The 21,578-nt window shown below is 56.1% G+C and carries 17 protein-coding genes; 7 read left to right on the top strand and 10 right to left on the bottom strand.

Annotated features, from left to right (window positions below):
• Positions 1-41: 41 nt before the first annotated feature.
• Together ACR0LN_RS09115 and ACR0LN_RS09110 are read left to right on the top strand one after the other, a co-directional pair.
• Positions 42-3,089 carry a response regulator gene (locus ACR0LN_RS09115; RefSeq protein WP_480429200.1) on the top strand — a complete coding sequence of 1,016 codons (3,048 nt, stop codon included), beginning with the start codon at positions 42-44 and terminating at the stop codon, positions 3,087-3,089.
• Between the two features lie 3 nt (positions 3,090-3,092).
• Positions 3,093-4,706, top strand: coding sequence for an adenylate/guanylate cyclase domain-containing protein (locus ACR0LN_RS09110; RefSeq protein ID WP_480429199.1), 1,614 nt, complete (start codon positions 3,093-3,095; stop codon positions 4,704-4,706).
• Positions 4,707-4,717: 11 nt separating this feature from the next.
• Here the strand turns inward: ACR0LN_RS09110 and ACR0LN_RS09105 are convergent, their stop codons facing one another.
• Both ACR0LN_RS09105 and ACR0LN_RS09100 read right to left on the bottom strand, forming a co-directional pair.
• Entirely contained in the window at positions 4,718-5,086 is a 369-nt protein-coding gene (locus ACR0LN_RS09105) for a response regulator (protein WP_480429198.1), read from the bottom strand.
• Positions 5,087-5,374: 288 nt separating this feature from the next.
• On the bottom strand, positions 5,375-6,394 hold the full coding sequence (locus ACR0LN_RS09100) for an AbrB family transcriptional regulator (protein ID WP_480429196.1): 1,020 nt from the start codon (positions 6,392-6,394) through the stop codon (positions 5,375-5,377).
• A gap of 122 nt (positions 6,395-6,516) precedes the next feature.
• Here ACR0LN_RS09100 and ACR0LN_RS09095 point away from each other — a divergent pair, with 122 nt between their 5' ends.
• Entirely contained in the window at positions 6,517-7,197 is a 681-nt protein-coding gene (locus ACR0LN_RS09095; protein WP_480429194.1) for a GntR family transcriptional regulator, read from the top strand.
• Between the two features lie 428 nt (positions 7,198-7,625).
• Here the strand turns inward: ACR0LN_RS09095 and phnY are convergent, their stop codons facing one another.
• Positions 7,626-9,074, bottom strand: a complete 1,449-nt coding sequence (gene phnY / locus ACR0LN_RS09090; RefSeq protein ID WP_480429192.1) for a phosphonoacetaldehyde dehydrogenase — start codon at positions 9,072-9,074, stop codon at positions 7,626-7,628.
• 223 nt (positions 9,075-9,297) lie between these two features.
• Here phnY and ACR0LN_RS09085 point away from each other — a divergent pair, with 223 nt between their 5' ends.
• A complete protein-coding gene (locus ACR0LN_RS09085) occupies positions 9,298-9,972 on the top strand; it encodes a GntR family transcriptional regulator (protein ID WP_480429190.1) in 675 nt (224 codons plus the stop codon).
• A 4-nt stretch (positions 9,973-9,976) separates the two neighbouring features.
• Here ACR0LN_RS09085 and ACR0LN_RS09080 read toward each other — a convergent pair whose 3' ends face one another.
• From ACR0LN_RS09080 to ACR0LN_RS09055, 6 genes are all read right to left on the bottom strand, one after another.
• Positions 9,977-10,933, bottom strand: coding sequence for an ABC transporter ATP-binding protein (locus ACR0LN_RS09080; protein ID WP_480429188.1), 957 nt, complete (start codon positions 10,931-10,933; stop codon positions 9,977-9,979).
• On the bottom strand, positions 10,930-11,907 hold the full coding sequence (locus tag ACR0LN_RS09075) for an ABC transporter ATP-binding protein (protein WP_480429186.1): 978 nt from the start codon (positions 11,905-11,907) through the stop codon (positions 10,930-10,932). The genes ACR0LN_RS09080 and ACR0LN_RS09075 overlap by 4 nt, the downstream gene beginning before the upstream one ends.
• A 4-nt stretch (positions 11,908-11,911) precedes the next feature.
• Complete coding sequence (locus ACR0LN_RS09070; RefSeq protein ID WP_480429184.1) at positions 11,912-12,814, bottom strand: ABC transporter permease subunit; 903 nt, start codon at positions 12,812-12,814, stop codon at positions 11,912-11,914.
• The gene (locus ACR0LN_RS09065) at positions 12,814-13,821 is read right to left on the bottom strand and encodes an ABC transporter permease subunit (protein ID WP_480429182.1); all 1,008 of its coding nucleotides are present in this window, start codon (positions 13,819-13,821) and stop codon (positions 12,814-12,816) included. The genes ACR0LN_RS09070 and ACR0LN_RS09065 overlap by 1 nt, the downstream gene beginning before the upstream one ends.
• Positions 13,821-14,915: a M24 family metallopeptidase gene (locus ACR0LN_RS09060; RefSeq protein WP_480429180.1), complete on the bottom strand. Its 1,095-nt coding sequence runs from the start codon at positions 14,913-14,915 to the stop codon at positions 13,821-13,823. Before ACR0LN_RS09060 ends, ACR0LN_RS09065 begins: the two co-directional genes overlap by 1 nt.
• A gap of 68 nt (positions 14,916-14,983) precedes the next feature.
• Positions 14,984-16,567: an ABC transporter substrate-binding protein gene (locus ACR0LN_RS09055; protein WP_480429178.1), complete on the bottom strand. Its 1,584-nt coding sequence runs from the start codon at positions 16,565-16,567 to the stop codon at positions 14,984-14,986.
• Positions 16,568-17,022: 455 nt separating this feature from the next.
• On the opposite strand from ACR0LN_RS09055, the gene ACR0LN_RS09050 reads away from it, so the two are divergent.
• From ACR0LN_RS09050 to ACR0LN_RS09040, 3 genes are all read left to right on the top strand, one after another.
• Positions 17,023-17,598 (top strand): beta-barrel domain-containing protein, encoded by a 576-nt coding sequence (locus ACR0LN_RS09050; protein ID WP_480429176.1) that lies wholly within the window; start codon positions 17,023-17,025, stop codon positions 17,596-17,598.
• Positions 17,599-17,703: 105 nt separating this feature from the next.
• Positions 17,704-18,477 (top strand): HAD-IIB family hydrolase, encoded by a 774-nt coding sequence (locus ACR0LN_RS09045; RefSeq protein ID WP_480429174.1) that lies wholly within the window; start codon positions 17,704-17,706, stop codon positions 18,475-18,477.
• An 18-nt stretch (positions 18,478-18,495) separates the two neighbouring features.
• Entirely contained in the window at positions 18,496-19,725 is a 1,230-nt protein-coding gene (locus tag ACR0LN_RS09040) for a glycosyltransferase family protein (protein ID WP_480429173.1), read from the top strand.
• Here the strand turns inward: ACR0LN_RS09040 and ACR0LN_RS09035 are convergent.
• A complete protein-coding gene (locus tag ACR0LN_RS09035; protein ID WP_480429171.1) occupies positions 19,676-21,454 on the bottom strand; it encodes a sugar phosphorylase in 1,779 nt (592 codons plus the stop codon). The genes ACR0LN_RS09040 and ACR0LN_RS09035 overlap by 50 nt on opposite strands.
• Between the last annotated feature and the right edge of the window lie 124 nt (positions 21,455-21,578).

Here is a 21,578-nt window from a genome sequence, read left to right as displayed (position 1 = left end):
CATTTATGAACCGAACCAACGGTCAAAGAAAATCTAGCCCAATGAAAACAAGGGAGACGCTGTTTGAGGAGATCTCATCTCTGGCCGCTGACACCTCAGATCCTGACAGGCTGCTTTTCGAGATCGTTCTCAGATTGAAAACCGCACTTAAATTCGACGAATGCACATTGGCGATGCTGGACACTGGCCGAACCTTTTATTGCGAAGGTTATTTGCAGGAAAATCAAAGCAACCGGGTTGTTTGGAGCGACACACGCATTCCGCTTTCACATGGCCACATAGGCGGGGTTCTACAAAACGGAGACTTGCGTCTGCTTCAGGCCACACAAAACGACAAAGCCCCGGAAAAATCCTCGGCTCCTGTCGCGGAGATGGCGCTGCCAATAAAAACCCTTGGACAGATCGTGGGAGCCATCAGCTTTCGAACCAACCTTTCAGCGGGATTTAGTGACGAAGACATTGGTTTTGCCCAACGCGTTGCGCGCCTTTGTGCTGCGGCAGTTGTTGATAGGCAAGCGCAACATACCGCACCGGAACGGGTACTGGATCGGATCGTTGATGCCATAAACACAATTCCCGAGGGCTTTGCCTTTTATGACTCGGATGATCGTCTGATGTTGGCGAACGAAGCGTATCGAAAGATGCTGTATCCTGGGCATGAAGATCTGGTGAAACCCGGGATGACCTTCGAACAGGTTGTTCGAAAAGCTTTGTCTCTCAACGTTATCTCAGATGCAGTCGGGCGCGAAGAAGAGTGGTTGGCGCAACGGCTGAAACGTCATGAAAACCCGGAAGGCACCCAGATGCAAAGCCGGACATCCGGCGGATGGATCAAGATTAGCGAGCGCAAAACCAACGACAAAGGGACAGTCGCGATCTACAGCGATGTGACCGAGCTGAAGAAAGTCGAAGCTCGCAACGCCGAACTTGCCCAGATCCCGGAGGAAAACCCCAATCCGGTAATGTGTATCCGGGGTGATGGTACTCTACTTTTTGCAAACAAGGCCAGTGATCCAATGTTGGAGGCATTGGGCCTTTCAGTTGGTGCACGCGTCACAGAGGAATGGCTGGCACGCGTCACGCAAGGGTTAAAGGACAACAAACGGCAGGACTTTGAATGTCATGCCGGGGGGATGGTGTTTGCATTGTTGCTGTGGCCAGTTCCGGATGCTGACCATGTTAACCTTTATGGGCGGGACGTGACGCAGTTGAAGCGGGCCGAAAACCGGATGCGAGAACTGGCGCGTATTCCGGAAGAGAACCCCAATCCCGTTTTACGTATCACCGATCAGGGCAAGCTGACTTATGCCAACAAGGCAAGCAAGCCGTTGATCGAGGCGTTGCAACTGAAGGTCGGCGACCGGGTGGGGACCGGGTGGCGCACTCGAGTTGCCAAAGGCTTGCACGAGGACAAACGACAGGACTTTGAATACGAGGCTGGCGGTCAGATTTATTCGCTGTTGCTGTGGCCGGTTCCCGAGGCGGGATACGCGAATATATATGGCCGCGACATCACCGCACAGAAACAGGTGGAAAGCGAATTGCGCGTGGCACGGGATATCGCTGAGGCCGCCAACAAGACCAAAAGCACCTTCCTCGCCAACATGAGCCATGAGCTTCGCACGCCGTTGAACGCTATTATCGGGTATAGCGAACTGATGCTGGAAGAGGCCATTGATCAGAATGACGAAGCAAACCTGAGTGATCTTCGGAAAATTCAATCCGCCGGGAAACATTTGCTGGCCCTGATCAACGACATTCTGGACCTGTCCAAGATCGAAGCCGGAAAAATGGAGTTCACCCTGGAAGCCTTTGACGTTTTCCAGATGATCAAGGACGTCGAAACCACGGTGCTACCGCTGGCCGAAAAGAACAACAACGTTCTAAAAATCGTGTGTCCCGAAGGGGTCGGGGAAATGATCTGCGACCTGACCAAGGTGCGCCAAGCATTGCTCAACCTGCTGTCCAATGCTTGCAAGTTTACTGAAAACGCAACAATCACCCTGTCGGTTCATCGGTCGAATAAGCCGGATCAGTTTGAATTTTCTGTCGTTGATCAGGGTATCGGCATGTCACCCGAACAGGTCGACAAGGTCTTTGACGCATTCACACAAGCGGATTCCTCGACAACACGCAACTATGGTGGCACGGGGCTGGGGCTGTCGATTACCAAGGTTTTCTGTGAACAATTGGGGGGTAGCATTCAATGCAGCAGTACGCTTGGCGAGGGATCGACCTTTACCATCTGTCTTCCGGGCATTTGCCGAGATCCGTCTATCGATGCGTCGCGAAACGTGGCCCATTCCGAGGACGATCCGCACACAGACCCAAACGCTCCGCTGGTTTTGTTGATCGATGACGACCCGACGGTGCATGACCTTTTGGGGCGGCGACTGCGCAGGGAAGGATACCGGATTCTTTCCTCGACCAAAGGCCAGGAAGCTTTGGAACTGGCCCGAAAAACCAGACCTGACGCCATCACACTGGATGTGTTCATGCCCGAGATTGATGGCTGGGCTGTGTTGTCAAAGTTGAAAGAAGACCCGGCATTGGCAGAAATACCAGTGATCATGCTGACATTCGCCGAAGACCGCAGTCGCGGGCTGTCGCTGGGCGCTAGCGAATATCTGGGCAAGCCCATCGACACGGTTGAGCTGTTGAACGCGCTTAAAGAACATTGTCCGTACTTGCCGACGCCCCGGGCCTTGGTTGTTGAAGACGAGGCTGAGACGCGGGAAATGATCTGTCGCATACTTGGCAAGGAGGGGTGGCAGGTTGAGCAGGCAGTTAACGGTCTGGATGCTCTGGAACAGCTGTCCGCACCCATGCCGGACGTTATTCTGCTGGATCTCATGATGCCTGAGATGGACGGGTTTGAATTTCTGGCGAGGATGAAGAAGAACCCAGAATGGAAAGATATACCGGTCATCGTTGTCACCGCGAAAACCCTTTCAAACGACGACCGTGCAAGACTGAGCGGCTCGGTAGAGACGCTGATCAGCAAAGATGGGGATGAAATCGAAACCATCCTCAACCAGTTGAATGACATACTGGCTGGTTCCCGGCCTGCCCCGGCAAGGGAAACATAAGCTGTGAATATCGACCGGGACAACGAAGCCAAACAAGCAAAAGCGATGTGGCTTGCGAATTTGCGTCATAACCTGATCTCACCGGTCAGCGCCATTGTCGATTTTTGCGAATTGCTTCAAAGCGAAGCCGCGCGGCTGTCGTTGGACGAAATCGCCCCGGATATGGACCGGATTTCACATGCAGCGACTGAATTGAGTTCCTTGATCGACCAGCTTCTGCATCCTGACATGGTTCAAAAATTGGCACGTGGCGGCGATGCAGGTGTGAAACAATTGCGACACGATCTGCGAACCCCGATGAATGCGATCAAGGGCTACAGTGAGATGTTGCTGGAGGATTTGGAAGATCTGAACGCAAAGCAACTTGAGGCGGATTTGGTTGGTCTTCTGGAACAATCTGGCGCTCTTTTGCAGCAAATCGACCAACTAGCGGCCCTATCTGACAAACCCTCTAGTGATGGCTTCAAAGTTCCCGATGCGCCACTGAAAACCGCCGCGATGTTCGCCAATCTGGCTCAGAGCATGCGGCCTCTTGCGCAAATTGCAGACACCGATGCACCAACCGGCAAAATCCTTGTCGTGGATGATATCGAGGCCAACCGAAGCTTGCTGGCCCGTCGGTTAGAGCGGGACGGACATCAGGTATGGACCGCCGACGGAGGATACGCGGCCCTGGATATGCTGTCCGACGGCTCGTTCGATCTGGTGCTGCTGGATCTCATGATGCCGGATATCAATGGTTTTGATGTGTTGGCCCGATTGAAAGAGGATGACACCCTCCGCCACATACCCGTCATTATGATCTCTGCCCTGGATGAGATCAAAAGCGTTGCGCTATGCATCGAGGCCGGCGCTGATGACTACTTGCCCAAACCTTTTGACCCTATTCTGCTGCGCGCCAGAATAAGCGCGGCATTGGAGAAAAAAAGCTGGCGAGAGCGTGAGCGTCATTACCTTGAACAGATGGAAGCTGAAAAGAGAAAGTACAAAGATCTTTTGCACAGCATATTGCCGCAGCAAATCGTGACGCGACTGAATGACGGCGAGACCACAATCGCGGATCGCTACAATGACGTCTCCGTTTTGTTTTCCGACATCGTTGGCTTTACAGAGATGTCAGCCTCGCTTCCGCCAGCACAAGTGGTTTACTACCTGAACCGGATGTTTTCGAGCTTTGACGAGATCGCGACAGAGCTTGGCGTAGAAAAGATCAAGACAATCGGTGATGCATATATGGTCGCCGCCGGTGTGCCGGACGGTCATAACGGGCATGCGGAAGTGATCGTTGAAATGGCCCTTCGGATGCTGGATCAGGTTGAGGCTTTGAACCAGGATACGGACTACCCGATGCACATTAGGATTGGCGTGCATAGCGGACCGGTGATCGCCGGCATAATCGGGTCGCACCGTTTCCTCTATGATGTCTGGGGAGATACCGTAAACTTTGCCAGCCGCCTTGAAGCAACGGGCGCGCCGGGTCGAATACAGGTGTCAGAAGCAACGGCCAGACGTGTCGAACATCGTTTTGAGGTTTCTGAACCCATCGACACGCGCATAAAAGGTAAGGGGCAGGTTCGAACTTTCTATATCACCCAACGCAAAACTGCCGGTGATTAGGCAGTTCTTAGTCAGGGCGCTGGCAGCAAGCTTTCCATTTTTCCCAGCAGGCGGCTTAGCTCGACAGGCTTGGTGTCAAAGTCATCACACCCTGCTTCAAGTGCTTTTTCACGATCACTAGCCATCGCGTGTGCAGTCAAGGCAACCACCGGGATCGAGGCTGTCTCAGGCGCTGCCTTTATACGCCGCGTAGCCTCCCACCCATCAATTTCAGGCAGGCTCATGTCCATTAATATGATGTCCGGAGTTTCGCTGCTCGCCATGGAAACGCCTTCCAGCCCGTCTTTCGCAACGACGACCAAATATCCTTTGCGCGCCAACCTGCGTGAAAGCATATCGCGGTTCATTTCGTTGTCTTCTACCAACAGAACTTTAGTCAAATATTCCCCCTAGCACCGCTGCATGTTTTGACCGCCGAACGGTTCAGGCGGACCGAACTATTTGTTCGAAGCGTCACGATTGTAGTTGGGCCGCACAAATATTACTGGCGGGTGCACTCTGTCATCAAATTGGTTCCCCGCAAAGAAAATTTGATTGATAGGGTCGTTTGGCATTCAAGTGGTCCAATGTCGGGCCGAGGCGTATATCCGCCAATTCCAGCGGGTTTGCCGCGGCTGGAATGTTGGGAGAGCGACGTGTCGCAAAACCAAGCTAGCCGATAAACATAATCAATTCTCAGGTTTAGACCAGCGCAGAATAAGGTTTGCTACGATGGGCGCACCGATGATTACCAGCACGATCCTTGTCAGGTGATGCGTGATCACAAAGCCAAGATCGGCACCAGAAACAATAGCAAGCACGGTCATCTCGGCCTGCCCGCCGGGGGCGAACGCCAAAAACGCCTCGACCGGTTGGCCAAAGCCCAACGTTGTAACAACGGCGGTGAATATAGCTGCCAGAACCGCAAGGACGATTACATAAGCGACACCCGCCGCCACGACCTTGCGTAATTCGATCCATGTCACTCCAACAAATTTCACGCCGATACCGCACCCGATAAAGAATTGTGCGGCGAGAATGGCCTCACGCGGTGGGCGGGTGTGGATGAAGTCCCCCAACGAAAGGGCCGCGGTCAGGATCATCGGCCCAAGGATGGAAGCCCCGAACAGACCAATCCGTTCGCCGCCTTTCCAGCCGATAAAGGCAGCCAGAACCATCAGCGCCAATTCATGTACTGGTAGGTCGCGCGCGGGTTCCCCGATTGGGTTGGTCAGCTGGGCGTCATAGAACACAGTCAGAAACAGCGGGGCCAGCGTCACGATGATCAGAACACGAGTGCCATGGATTAGGGACAGGGTGCGCGGATTGGCGCCAGCCTCGGTGCCGAAGATGATCATATCTTGCAATCCACCGGGCATGGCTGCGTAGAAAGACGTCGTGGTGTCAAAGCCCCAAACCTTGCGAAAGAAGGGTACTCCGACCAACGCGATCAGCAAGATGAAGAACGGGACAAGCGCAATCGACGCTGCCATTTGAGGTAATTGGGCAAAAAGAGCCGGCGTAATCGACGCCCCTACCGCCACGCCCAGTATAGTGCGGGCCGCAATCGAAACCTGTCCGAAACCCTCCATCGGAGCATGTGCTAACGCAGCAATCAGGCACGCACTCATCGGGCCGAACAGAAAAGGCAGCGGCAAATCCAATACCCAAAACACACCCGTGCCCAGCACCGCGAGGCCAAGTGTCACAACCCGCTTAGCCAAAAGAGAAGATGCGTAGGTCCGGCTGTGCAAGAGACATATTCCAGCTTTGTTGACTTGCTTGTATCCATTCGTATACATATGGACGCAAGAAGACAAGAGAGCCTGCGATGACGATACAAGACGCCTTACTACAGCCCGGCCCCCACGGCAGTTCCACTTATCAGCGCTTGTTGGACGATATTCGCAATGGCACTCTTCTACCAGGTGAGCGCCTGCGCGAGATTGAGCTGTCTGAACGTTTGGGTGTTAGCCGCACCCCTGTGCGCGAAGCGATCCGGCAATTAGAGGCTGATGGGCTGGTCACCCACATCCCACGGCAAGGCGCAACCGTACGCAGCCTGGATTACGCCGAAGTTATGGAGCTGTATGAAATGCGCGCTGTGCTTGAGGGCACCGCTGCTCGTCTCGCCGCCCGTGCGGCGTCGGACGTCGAACTGGATGAGTTGGACGGGCTTAATGACCGGTTGTCAGAGGCCGGCACTGGCCCAGAGGCGGCCCGGATCAATCGGATATTTCATACCACGCTGTTGGATGCGGCCAAGAACCGGTTTTTGGCGAAATCCATGCTGTCCTTACAAAAGGCGCTGTTGATCCTCGGACCATCGCAACTGCTGGATGGTGATCGGGCCGAAGCAGCGGTGGCGGAACACAGGCGCATCATGGCCGCTTTGACCGCTCGTGACGGCGCGGCGGCTGAGACGGAGATGCGAGCGCATATTCAGGCCGCGCAGCGGATGAGAATCCGCGCGTTGCAAGACCGCGACCGTTCCATCGAAGAAAATCATTAGGTGGACTGGGTATGACGAACCAATCCCTCCGACGGCGGAATCTCGCGTCACACGCGGAGCTTTCGACCTATGCGCAGATCTCTCGGCGGCCCGCTGGTCTAGAAATACAGCGAAGACGACTACCTGACCGCCCTTCTGGAAAATTCCGTGAAAACATATCAGAATCCGGATCGTCTCATTATCCGCATCTAGGATGAGTGCTTTCGGTGGATGGCAAAGCGCAGAGTTCGCTTGCATCTGTCGCTCTCGGCAAAATGATCACTCGCGCAGACCAACACCTTTTTTTGGCGGCGGAAGTATGTCTCTGGTAAACGGGACTGTATTAACCAAAGCTTCTTGCCGCGCTCTTGACCTGACAGTGGAGAAAGAGTGTTCAACAGCGTTGGCCAGCACTCAGAAAGATGAACATTAGTCGATTTCGCTCTGAGTTATCCGGGCCAAGGTAGGGAATAGGTTTTCACATTAGTAAAGAACTTCATGGCCTCGATGACGCCTTCCTTAACCCCATTGCCGCTGTTCTTGATGCCTCCGAAGGGCGACATCTCGATCCGATAGCCGGGCTGCTCCCAAATATTGCAGGTGCCTACGTCCAGACCGTTGATATAGGTAATCGCCCGGTTCAGGTCGTTGGTACACACACCCGAGGACAGACCGAATGCAGTACTGTTAGAGATCTCGATGACCTTCGTATCGTCATCTGGTACACGTATGATGGGTACGATGGGGCCAAAGGTTTCTTCCATCACCAACTCGCTGTCATGCGGCACCTTGTCGATGACGATGGGCGGCAGTAGCGCCCCCTGACGGCCGGGGTGATAGAGGATTTCAGCACCCTCTTCCTCGGCCATATAGACGCGTTTTTCGAATAGCTCAGCGGCCTCGGCGTGGATAACACAGCCCAGTTGGGTTTCGGGGTCTTGCGGGTCTCCGAACTGGATCGCCTTGGCCTTGTCCAACACCAGTGGCACGAAATTGTCCGCAACACTTTCTTGTACGAGAATACGTTTTATCGCAGTACAGCGCTGACCCGAATTGCCGGTGGCCCCTGCCACAGCGATGGCCGCGGCTTTCTCCAAATCAGCTTCGCTTAGGTCATTCAGCACTATCAGGGGATCGTTGCCGCCCAACTCAAGCGCCTGACGTTTGTAGCCTGCCTTCTCAGCAATCATCTTGCCCACCGGAACACCCCCGGTGAACGTGATGATGTCGATGTTTTCGTTGGAGATCATCTCATCACCGATGTCTTGCGGCCAGCCGGTGACCACCTGGAACATCTCGGACGGTAGGCCGGCCTCGTACAGGATATCCGCCAATGTCAAAGCTGTCAGAGGGGTCAGCTCGGTCGGTTTGCATACCATGCAATTGTTGGTCGCAATCGACGGCGCGATCTTGTGGCTGACCATGTTCAGAGGGTGGTTAAAAGGTGTGATCGCACTGATGGCGTTGACCGGCTCGCGTTTAGTGAAAATCTTACGCTCTTTGCCATTGTGGGTCAGGTCGCAGGAAAAAATCTCACCGTCATCTTTCAACGCCTCGGACGCGGCGAACTGAAAGACATCCTGCGCCCGCTTTGTTTCATAGATCGAGTGCTGGTGGCAGATTCCCAGTTCCAACGTCAGCCACTTCGCCAGATACGCGCGCTTTTCACCGATCAGCTCGCCTGCACGCCGCAGGATTTGGCTGCGTTCATATCGGGTCAGTCTCGGCGTGTAGTTCGCGGCAATCTCGAACGCTTTGCGGGCGTGCTCTGCAGTTCCCGCCGGGACGGTGCCCACGACCTCGTTGGTATAGGGATAGTGGACAGGGATCGTTGCGTCGGCAAAAATAACCTCCCCACCGATGCGCATGCCTTCGTTGCGAATGTCGGATGTGTTCATGATCCAATCCATAAATACCGGCGCCGTTGCGACCTTGAAAAAGGCACCTAAGTCCTTTAGTTGCCGCGGGCAATCTGCGGTATATTCCACGATCCGTCCAATGGATTGTGTAAGCAAGAATGCGAAGGCACACGGAACCGTTATCGGTTATGGCTAAGGGCTTGGAAATCGCCTGCTCATTTTGTATTTTGGATACAAGTTTTAAGTGCCCGAGATCGACCAAATGCCCAGAACACGCGCTATCCCCCGACAAAGCCTGCCAGATGTCATCACCAATGATCTGCGCGAGCGGATTCTGAGTGGCGAAATGGCCGAGGGCGAAACAATTCGCCAAGAGGCGTTGGCGGAAGATTATGATGTATCGCGCATGCCGATCCGCGAGGCGTTGAAACGGCTGGACGCCGAGGGTTTGGTACGGCTGACCAACAATCGGGGCGCCTCGGTCACCTCGCATTCTCTGTCTGAGATTGGAGAGATTTTTGACCTGCGCGTCCTGTTAGAGGTCGATCTGTTCCGGCGCGCCATCCAACAGATGGACGAAGCCCATTTCGCCGAGTGCGAACGCCTATTAGATGAAATGGAGAAATCCTATGAGGCTTACGACGTAGGTCGTTGGGGCAGTCTGAACAATGCTTACCATATGGCGCTGTATGCGGCGGCGGGGCGCGGATTGAGCAATGAGATCCTGCAACGCGTCAACGTGCAATCAGATCGCTACGTCCGCATGCACCTAAGCGTCATGGAGCAGCGCGAACCCGCAAAGAAAGACCACCGCGAATTGTTGTCTCTGGCACGTGCGGGCCAGGTCGAGGATGCGTGCGCACTGCTGACGCGTCACATTTGGCGTACCAAACAGCAGTTGCTGGAGATGATCATCGCAACGCGTAAAGACGTTTAATCTGTCAGTCCAATGGATGCAGGCAGGCGACCTGATGTGTTGTTCCGCTCAGCTCCGGAGGCGCGGCGCGGCACTCGTCGGTTGCCAGCCAACACCGTTGCGCAAAGGCGCAGCCTTTGGGAATGTTCATCGGCGACGGCAACTCTCCTTCCAACTTGATCCGCTCTTTCCGCGCTTCGGGATCAGCGCGTGGGGTCGTAGACAACAGTGCCTTGGAATAGGGATGCCTGGGGGCGGCGAACAATTGTTCTTTCGGGGCTTTTTCGACGGCGCGGCCCAGATACATAACGATCACATCGTCAGCGAAATGCTTCACCACGGACAGGTCGTGTGAAATGAACAGATAGGCGAGGTTCAGGCGCTCTTGCAGTTCGACCAGTAGGTTCAGAATCTGCGACTGGATCGAAACGTCCAGCGCCGAAACCGGCTCATCCAGCACCAGCACCTTGGGATTCAGCATCAGCGCGCGGGCAATGGCGATCCGCTGGCGCTGACCGCCCGAGAACATATGAGGGTAGCGGTCGTAATGTTCGGGGCGCAGGCCCACAAGGTCGATCATCTCGCGCGCCCGGGCCTCACGATCAGCGGCGGACATATCGGGGCGATTAATAATCAGCGGCTCCTGCAGAATCTGTCCGATCCTTTGGCGCGGGTTGAGCGAACCATAGGGGTCCTGAAAAACGATCTGCACCGTTTCACGCATCTGCGCCCATTTTGACGGGGTTATCTCGACCCCGTCGATGGTCAGACTGCCCGAGGTCGGCTCCTCGATCATCGTCACCACGCGCGCCAGAGTCGACTTTCCGCAGCCGGACTCGCCGACGATAGCCAGCGTTTTGCCAGGCTGCAGGTCGAAATCCACGCCTGACAGCGCTTTGACAGTCGCCGGTTTCGACAGCAGCCCGCCTTTGACGGTATAGAATCTGGCCAATGCGCTAGCCTGAACAATTGGGGCGGTCATGCCAGTTCTCCGGCGGTTATTCTTTCTACATGGTGGCAGCGGGCCTTGCCAAAATCGGCGCTATGGGGGGTCGGAGGTAGCGTTCTGCAGATATCATCCGCATACTTGCACCTAGGGCTGAACAAGCAGCCTTTTGGCCGATCGAACTGACCCGGCACCACGCCGGGAATGGTCGGTAACATTTTCGATGTCGCCCGCTCGGGCAATGCGCTTAGCAAAGCCGATGTGTAGGGGTGGCGCGGAGTGCGGAACAGGTCTTTGACTGGCTGTTCCTCAACCTTTTGACCCGCATATTGCACCTGCACACGTTCGGCCGTTTCAGCGACAACTCCCATGTCGTGTGTGATCAGCACCAAACCCATGCCTTGTTCATCGCGCAGCCGGACCAGCAGATCCAGAATCTGTGCCTGAATGGTTACATCCAGCGCCGTGGTCGGTTCATCCGCGATCAACAGCTTGGGATTGCAGGCAATCGCCATCGCAATCATGACCCGCTGGTTCATTCCGCCTGACATCTGGTGGGGGAAGGTGTTCAGACGGCTTTCCGGCGCTGGGATTCCCACCTGATCGAACAGTTCAATCGCGCGTTGGTGGCGGTCTTTGCGGTTGAGGCCCAGATGGATGCGCAGGGCCTCTTTGATCTGGAACCCTACAGTGAAGCATGGGTTCAGCGAGGACATCGGTTCCTGAAAGATCATGGCGATGTCCTTGCCGATGATCTTGCGGCGGTCGCGAGCCGAGATTGTGGTAAGGTCGATGCCCTCGAAACTCAGTTGATCGGCAGTGATCGTGGCAGTCCAAGGCAGCAGCCCCATCAGCGCCAGCATCGATACGGATTTGCCCGAGCCACTTTCGCCGACGATGGCCATCAGCTCGCCCTTGTCGACGGATAGATCGACGCCGTCCACGGCGCGGAACTGTCCCGAAGCGGTGGCAAACTCGACGGTGAGGTTTCGGATATCCAACAGGCTCATGTCGTCAGCTCCGCTTTAGTTTCGGGTCCAGCGCGTCGCGCAGCCCGTCGCCCATCAAGTTGATGGCAAGCACGGTGATCAGAATGGCGAGGCCGGGGAAGGTCACCACCCACCAGGCGCGCAGGATGAACTCTCGCGCCTCGGCCAGCATAGTGCCCCATTCCGGCGTGGGTGGCTGTGCGCCCATGCCCAGAAAGCCAAGCGCGGCGGCGTCCAGAATGGCGGTGGAAAACGACAATGCCGCCTGCACGATAATCGGGGCCAGACAGTTGGGCAGCACGGTTTTGAACATCAGTCGCGCTTTGCTCGCTCCGGCCACGCGGGCCGAGGTGACATAGTCCTTTTGCCGTTCGGACAGCACTGAGGCGCGGGTCAGGCGGACGTAGTGCGGCTGGAACACGATCGCGATGGCGATCATCGCGTTGGTCAGGGACGGCCCAAGGATGGCGACCAGTACCAACGCCAACAGCAATGACGGGAAGGACAGGATGATATCCATCACCCGCATGATCAGGGTATCGACCCATTTCGGCGCGAAACCGGACAACAGCCCAATGATCACGCCGCCGGTCACGGCCACACAGACCACAACGATGCCGACGAAGAAGGAATAGCGTGAGCCCATGATCAGCCGCGACAGCATATCCCGGCCCAGCGGGTCAGTGCCTAGCGGAAAGGCCCAGCTGCCGCCCTCTTGCCACGCGGGCGGTTGCAGGATGTGATCGCGGAATTGCTCGGTCGGGTCATAAGGAGCCAGCAAGGGCGCAAATGCCGCACAGAAAACAAAAGCGGTAAAGACCCACAACCCGAATACCGCGCCGCGGTTTTCGCTGAAGTAATACCAGAACTCGCGCAGGGCGCTGGGGCGGTCTTCGGTTTTGGGTTGGGTCGCGGAAAGCTCAGCCATTACCGCCTCCGAATTTTCGGGTTGATGATGCCGTACAGAACATCGACCAGCAGGTTCACCAACATGACGATCACGGCGATCATCAGCAGGCCGCCCTGCACTACCGGGTAATCGCGACGGAAAATGCTGTCGACCATCCACTTGCCGATGCCAGGCCAGCTGAAAATCGTTTCGGTCAGGATCGCGCCTGCCAGCAAGGTGCCAACTGACAAGCCTATGACCGTGATCACCGGGATCAAAGCGTTGCGCAGCGCGTGCAATCCATTGATCCGTGAAGGTGAAAGACCCTTGGCGCGAGCGGTGCGGATGTAATCCTCGCCAAGTACCTCCAGCATTGCCGAGCGTGTCTGACGCGCGATCACCGCCAGCGGGATGGTGCCCAGAACAATCGTTGGCAGGATCAGGTGGCGCACCGCAGACCCGAACGCTCCGGCCTGCCCCGATAGCAGACTGTCGATCAGCATAAAGCCAGTGACACTCGGGAAGTAGTACAACAGGTCGATCCGGCCTGAGACCGGGGTCCAGCCCAGATTGCCCGAGAACACGATGATCAGCAGCAGCGCCCACCAGAAGATCGGCATCGAATAGCCAACCAGCGCCGAGGACATCAGTGCCCGATCAAAGAACTTGCCTCGATTGACCGCCGCAATCACTCCAGCGGGCAATCCCAGCGCCACGGCAAAGATCATTGCGCAAATTGACAGTTCCAATGTGGCGGGGAACAAGGCAAAGAACTCGTCCCAGACCGGTTTCTTGGTGACAAAGCTTTCGCCAAGATCGCCATGCAACACACCGACCAGATAGTCCCAATATTGCTGCAAGACCGGTTTGTCGAAGCCCAGCTTCTCGACCATTTCCTGATAGCGTTCCTCGGTCATCCCGCGTTCACCGGCCATAACGATGATCGGATCGCCCGGCAGGACCCGGATGAACATGAAGGAAATCAGCGTTACGCCCAGAAATGTCGGAATGAACATGCCCAGACGAGAGAGTAAATAGCCAAACATCAGCGACCTATGATTGTAAGATCTTTGGGAAAGCTGGTCAGCGACCGGCAACCGTTTTCGGTCACCAGAACATCATCTTCGATGCGAACGCCGAAATTGTCCAGTTCATAAAGGCCCGGCTCGTTGGTCCAGACCATCCCTGCGCGGATGACCTGATCGTTGCCTCGCATGATATAAGGGGCCTCATGCACATCGCGGCCCAGCCCGTGACCGGTCTTGGTGCGGATGCGGTCGGCATAGGGTGACGCCTCGAGCACGCCGATCACCGCATCGTCAATATCGTGGGCGGTGATGCCCGGACGGCAGGCCTCAAACCCTGCCAGATTGGCGCGCAAAACGGTGTCGTAGACCGCCCTGCCCTCATCCGAGACCTCTTTGACAAAAAAGGTGCGGGTGATGTCGGCTGCAAATCCATGTTTGCGGGCACCGAAATCAAACAATAGCGCGTCGCCTTCCTTGATACGGTAATCCGCCCGCGCCTTGCCATGCGGCCGCGCCGAGTTGTCCCCTGCCGCGACAATAGGATTGAACGCAAGCGCTTCGGCCCCTTCGGCGAACAACGCTTGGATCAGCGCCTGTTCAATCTGCTTTTCGGTCTGACCAACACGCACATCTTCGATGACACGTTCAAGCGCGCGCTCTGAGATGTCGATTGCCGCTTGCAGCGCGGCGATATCTTCGTCGGTCTTGACGATGCGCAGGCCGGATATTTCGCGCTCACCATCCACGATCTGCAAATCGGGCATCGCGTCGGTCAGTGCCTTGGAGACAAAGACCCGCATCACCTGCCCTTCGACGGCCAGTGACCGTAGCGGCATATGTTCAGCCAAAGCTGCGAAAGCACCATCATAACCGGTCTGGTCGAACCAGTCGAATACAGCGCCGTCAAAACCGACCAGTTCCCATGATCCCAACTCAAGATTTGGGACAATCGCCGCCGGTTTTCCTGTGGCCGGGATCACGACCACAAAGGGCCGCTCGTGGCTCATAAAGGGTTTTCCCAAAGCGCGGGTAAAATTCGGGCCGGGCACCAGTGCCACGGCGTCTACTGACATGTCCTTTGCCAGCTGACGATACTCGGACAAATCCGGCATTGGTGCCGACCTCCCAAAAAAGAACACCGGAGCCGCCAGTTGGGCGGCTCCGGGCAGTGAGTGGTAATTTACTCGACGCTCACACCATAGAAGATGTGGCCGCCCAACGGGTGGACTTTGTAGCCCTGCACCTCATTGCGCATCGGCATGAAGACAACCGAGTGTGCAATGGTCGCCCAGGGCGCCTGCTCTTTGAAGATCACCTGCGCATCTTCATACAGCTTGGTGCGTTCTGCCTGATCGGTGGTCTGCTTGGCCTGCAGGATCAGGTCTTCGAACGGTTGGTGGCACCATTGTGCGCGGTTTGACGCTTCACGACCGTCACAGCCAAGCAGCACCGCCAGGAAGTTGTCCGGATCGCCGTTGTCACCGGTCCAGCCCAGCAGAACCGCACCGTCCCGATTCAGTTCTTTCGAACGCGAGAGGTACTCGCCCCATTCATAGGACACGATCTCGACGCCCACACCAATCTTATCGAAATCTGCCTGGATCAGTTCGGCCATACGACGGGCGTTCGGGTTGTACGGGCGCTGTACCGGCATTGCCCAGATCTTCATCGACAGATCGGAAATACCCTCAGCCTCCAACATCGCCTTGGCTGCTTCGGGGTCATAAGCGTCGTCGGTGATGGCATCATTATAGCCCCACATCGTCGGTGGGATCGGGTTCTTGGCAACCTGCCCCGAGCCCTGGAACACCACGTCGATGATCGCGTTCTTGTCGATCGCCATGTTCAGCGCCTTACGGACGTTCGGATTATCGAACGGCTCCACGGTGGTGTTGTACGCCAGATAGCCTACGTTCAGGCCTTCTTGTTCCATCATGTTGATGTCGGCGTCATCCTTCATCGCCTGAATGTCGGCGGGGTTCGGATACGGCATAATGTGGCATTCGCCAGCCTTCAGCTTTTGATAGCGAACCGATGCATCCGGTGTGATCGCAAAGATCAGATTCTCAACTGCCGCCGGGTCTTTCCAGTAGTCAGCATTCTGCGCATAGCGGATCACGGCGTCTTTTTGATAAGCCACAAACGAGAACGGACCGGTGCCGATGGGCGCGGTGTTCAGTTTCTCGGGTGTGCCCGCTTCCATCATCGCATCCGCGTATTCTGCGGACATGATCGAGGCGAAATCCATCGCCATATTGGCCACGAAAGGTGCCTCGGGCTTGGTCAGCGTGAACTTCACCGTGTAGTCGTCAATCTTCTCGATGGACTCGACCAGTTCCGGCATACCCATGCCTTTGAAGTATTCCCAGGTGCCACCCGAAACCTGGTTGTATGGGTGCCCTTCGTCCTTCTGACGCATGAACGAGAAGATCACGTCATCCGCGTTGAAATCACGGGTTGGGGTGAATTCGTCGTTGGAATGGAATTTCACGCCCTGACGCAGTTTGAACGTGTATTCCAGACCATCATCACTGGCCTCGACGCTTTCGGCCAGACCGGGGATGACGTTCGTGGTGCCTGTCTCGAATTCAAGCAGACGATTGTAGATCGGATGCGAGGACGCATCAAAGGTGGTCCCGGCTGTGAACAGGGCCGGATCGAAACCTTCAGGTGAACCTTCGGAGCAATATACCAACGTATTTGCCTGTGCGGCGGCAGCCGACAAGGCAATCGCAGCAGTTGCGGCCATCAATTTCAGTTTCATGTGGGTCTCCCAAAAATGTTTTTAGTCAGACTTTCGCAGTGCTCTTTTTGGCAGAGCATTCTGTGACGACTCGTGTCATCGCGAGGCCTCTGCCCAATGTATCCAAAATACAAAATCCATTGTCAACTGACTCGCAAGGGTCATTTCACGGGACAGCAAACAGACCGGATACACCGACAGGTTCGGTCTTTTGCGCGATTACGACAAGAGTGTTTTAGCAGGGAAAAACAGTTGGGTTCCGATGAGAACTCGGTTTCAAAACGCGCACCACGCACAAAGGCGATGGTCAGTTGGAAAATGTTGGCGTAACCCCAACAGGTGGCTTCTCGTTGATATAGGCGCCGATGCGATCCAGCAGTGGGCGACGGGGACAACCGGGTCGCGTCACCGCCCCTAGATCGCGGAGATGGCCGGGTGCGTCGAATGGTACAAAGCACAGGGGCCATCCATCCCGCTTGAACTGTTCCGCCGCCAGCGCCGAGACGATGGTGCAATCGTCCGAGTGGCAGATATGGCGGCAGATTGTCTCGAACCGCAGCGCGCTCAGGTCGAAACGTTTGCTGGCACGGTTGCAACGGACACAGGTTCTGGCCCCGACCAGCGGTCGCGTAGTAAACCTTGGCGTGTCGACCACTGGTGGCGTGATCCGTCCCGGTGAGCCGATCATGGACATCGTTCCATCGGGTCAGGCCCTGATCGTCGAGGTGCGGGTTCAGACCGGGGACATCGACAAATTGCAGATCGGTCAAAGCACCAGCATTCGCCTTTCGGCCTTTGCCCAAGCCGATGTGCCCGAGGCCAGCGGTCGGATCTTCGACATCTCGGCCGACGCGCTTGAGGATGAACGTACCGGCGAGGCTTACTACAAGGCGCGAGTCCAGCTGGATGCCGACCAGCCGCGTGACGTGTCCGCGTTAGAGTTGGTGCCCGGCATGCCTGCTGATCTGTTCGTGAATACAGGCGAGCGCAGGGTCATCAGCTACTTGTCGCAACCCATCAGCGAACGGCTGGCCAAGACATTTATAGAGTAACCCAAGCAGTCTGCGCCTATTTTTTAGGCGCAGGCTATGTAAATGATCGGAGATTCGCCGCTGCGGATTTGCAACCCCCATCAGCCTTGATCTACTTTCGATCTAATGACTGATGATACCGCCCCCACCCTGCCGCTTTTGGTGTTTTCCGATTTGGATGGGACGCTACTGGATCACCACGACTACAGTTGGGATGCCGCCAAACCCGGCCTTGCCCGTTTGGCCGAATTGTGTGCAGGTCTGGTTCTGGCCAGCAGCAAAACGGCTGCGGAAATTTGCCTTTTGCAACAAGAATTGGGCCTGTCTGACATGCCAGCCATCGTGGAAAATGGCGCTGGAATTCTATGGCCGGATGAAGCTGACGAAGAAGACGACAGCTATCCACACCTCCGCGCTGCTTTGGCCGGGCTGCCCGCAGGGTTTGTTGGTTTCGGGGATATGACCGATCTGGACGTTGCCAAGATAACGGGTCTAAGCCCTGCGCAAGCGACGCGTGCGCGGCAACGCAAATTCAGCGAGCCGGGTATCTGGATTGGGTCTGAACCTGAGTTGCAGGCATTCGTTGAACAAGCCGCGCAACTTGGCATCAAAGCCCGGCAGGGCGGTCGCTTTCTGACACTGTCCTTCGGCAAAACCAAAGCCGATGCGATGGCCGAGGTCTTAGCGCGCTTACGGCCCACACGTACCATCGCCTTGGGCGACGCACCTAACGACATTGAAATGATCCGGGCCGCAGATCAGGGTGTTGTCGTGGCCAACCCGGACGGGCCTTCCATCCCTCTCTTCCCGCCAGAGACTGAGGCGCGTATTCTTAGAACAACCCAGAGCGGCCCGCGTGGTTGGTCAGAGGCGATCCTGACCCTGACCGCCGAGTTTTGACTTCAAAAGGCGTTATTCATGGCTGATTTTCATCAGAACGGAAACATAACCACCCTGCACAATCTGCGCAGCAGGCCCGCCGGACATCTGGCGCACGAGATTTCGGTCTTTGCTGAAACACGCAAGATCACTCTGATCCTGCCATGCCTGTATTCGGAATTGGAGGGACCAGCGCTGGCTGGCATTCTAAAGGAACTATCGCAGGTTCCCTATCTGCACCGCATCATTATTGGTCTGGATCAAGCGGACGAGCAGCAGTATCGCCATGCCCGTTCCTTTTTTGCCAAGTTACCGCAAAACCACGCGGTGATCTGGAATGACAGCCCGAGACTGACCAAGCTGCAAGCGCATCTGCAAGAGCTGGGGTTGGCCCCGCAAGAGCCGGGTAAAGGCAAGAACGTCTGGTCCTGCATCGGGTACTTGTTGGCCTGCGCCGACAGCTCAGTCATGGCCATTCATGACTGCGATATCGTCACCTATGAACGGCAAATGCTGGACCGGTTGGTTTATCCGGTCGTCAATCCGACTTTCCCGTTCCAGATGGCCAAAGGGTTCTATCCCCGCATTGGAGGCGGTAAGTTGAATGGCCGCGTCACCCGCCTCCTGGTCAGCCCGCTGCTGATTGCGTTGAAAAAGGTGATCGGGGATCGCGATTACCTCGATTACCTGCGCAGCTTTCGCTATCCGCTGTCGGGTGAGTTCGCCATCCGCACCCCTACCCTGCCCGATCTGCGTATCCCGTCCGATTGGGGGTTAGAGATTGGCGTTCTGTCCGAAGCATGGCGCAATCTGGCCCCGAAATCTGTTTGCCAAGTCGAAATCGCTGACAACTACGACCATAAACATCAGGACCTGTCGCCCGAGGACGCCAATCGCGGTCTGTCCCGCATGTCCACCGATATCTGTAAGGCGATCTTCCGCAAGCTGGCCGCCGATGGCACCGTGTTCACGCCGAACACATTCCGCACGCTCAAGGCCACCTATTACCGATCCGCTCTGGACTTAATTGAGGGCTATTACACCGACGCCAAGATGAACGGGCTGGAACTGGACCGGCACAAGGAAGAGAAATCTATCGAGCTGTTTGCTGAAAATATCATTCGCGCCGGTCAGGTCTTTCTCGACAACCCGCATGAGACGCCTTTCATCCCGACATGGAACCGCGTCCATTCGGCTGACCCAGAATTCCTTATAAGGCTCAAAGCCGCGGTGTCCGACGATCTGGAGGAATATACGCCGCGTTCGTAATCCAACGGCACTGGTATGGCGCCAGCACGATATCGGGGCCGTTGGTGGCTAGAATTTCTCCGGTCAGGGCATCGGTCCAGACCTCTTCGGCGATCATGTTGATCTCGGCGGGGCTGACATGCACAGGTTCGGACGCAACATTGTGCAGCGCAAAGATCGACTGGCTGCGGTCCAGACTCTGCCGCCAGATGCCAAAGACGCGATCATCCAGTCGCAACGTGAACTGCGTGGCGTTCGGATGGAATGCAGGCTGTTTCGCGCGCAGGCGCAGACGGCGCGACAGTTCAGACAGCACCAGCGCTTGATTGGACCCGGGATCGGCCAGCCGCGCCAGCAGATCAGGGTAGTGCCAGCGATGCCGGTTGATCGCCCGGTTCATACCGCGCCGTTCAACGGCCTCGTGATCGTTGGGCGTAGCCAGCAATGAGTGAATGTAAAACGCCGGTATCCCTTCCAGCGACATCACGATGGTTTGCGAGCAGATAAACCGGGCCAGATGATACTGATCTTCGCCCTTAAACGTGGCCCGCATCGCCTCGAAATACCCGCAGTTCAGCTCATAGGGTTCCTCGCGCCCGTCCGGCAGTGCCCGCATCGACACCAATCCGCCGATCCGGCGCACGGTGTCGATCATGCGTTCTTTTTCCTCGGGGGGTAAAACGCCTTCGGCCGGTCGCATCCCAATGCCGTCATGGCTGGCGGTGAAGTTCAGATAGGCGCAGCCCAATTGAGCAGGGGGCATGGCTGCCTGCCATTCGCGCAGATACCGCGCCGTTCCCGACTGCATCGCGTGCAGAATAAGTGGCGGCAAGGGGAAGTTATAAACAGCGTGCGCCTCGTTCCGGTTGCCGAAATAGCTGAGGTTCTCGGTTCGCGGGACGTTGGTTTCAGTCAGCAAAACCAGCGTTTCGGTGGCGTAGTCGCAGAGCAACCGCAGTAATTGCACGATGGCATGGGTCTGCGGCAGGTGAATGCAATTCGTGCCGATCTCTTTCCAGACAAACGCCACCGCATCCAGCCGCAAGATACGCACCCCCTTGTCGATATGCAGGCGGATGATCCGCAGCATCTCAACCAGAACTTCGGGGTTCGAGAAATCCAAATCCACCTGATCGTGGCTGAAGGTACACCAGACGTATTTTTCGCCCTCATTGGTATCCACCTGCCGCAACAAAGGCGTGGTACGCGGACGCACGACGCCAGACAGATCATCCTCGGGCGAGGCTTCGAAAAAGAAACGGTCGTGCGGGGACTTTCCCTGTAGGTAATTGGTGAACCACGCGCCCTGACTTGAGACGTGGTTCAGCACAAGATCGGACATCAGATGAAAATCGCCCGCGATCCGAGTGATGTCTGGCCAATCCCCCAACTGAGTGCTGACCGAGTAATAGTCCGAAACCGCGAACCCGTCGTCAGATGTAAAGGGAAAGAATGGCAGGATATGCACCCCGTTCACCACACCGCTGAGGTGACGGATCAGAAAATCATGCAGCAAGTCCAAAGGCTTGTGAACCTGATCCTCGATCGAGTTGCCGTATGTGATGAGAACGCTGTCTTTTTCCGACCACAGCTTGTTGCCCGGCTTGCGCCCTTGTTTGCGCCGATGTGTGTTCGGGGGCCAAAAGGCATCAGTGATTTCACGCGCCAGCTCGGCACGGTCGTGGTCGGGGTAAATCTGAACAAGCAGGTCATTCAGGCGTCGGGAAAAACTGGTGTTTACACTGGTCAAGGATCAAGAGGCCTTTTCTACATCCGCCTGATGGTTTGACAGAAAAGTTCATCTGTCAAACGCCAACGTGGCGACCTGCCTCGCTTTGGGTAAAGGCGCGCGTTGCTGCCCAAATCTTGACCAA

The organism is Ruegeria sp. AA6 (assembly GCF_056542865.1).
This window is presented reverse-complemented; position numbering and strand designations above follow the sequence as displayed.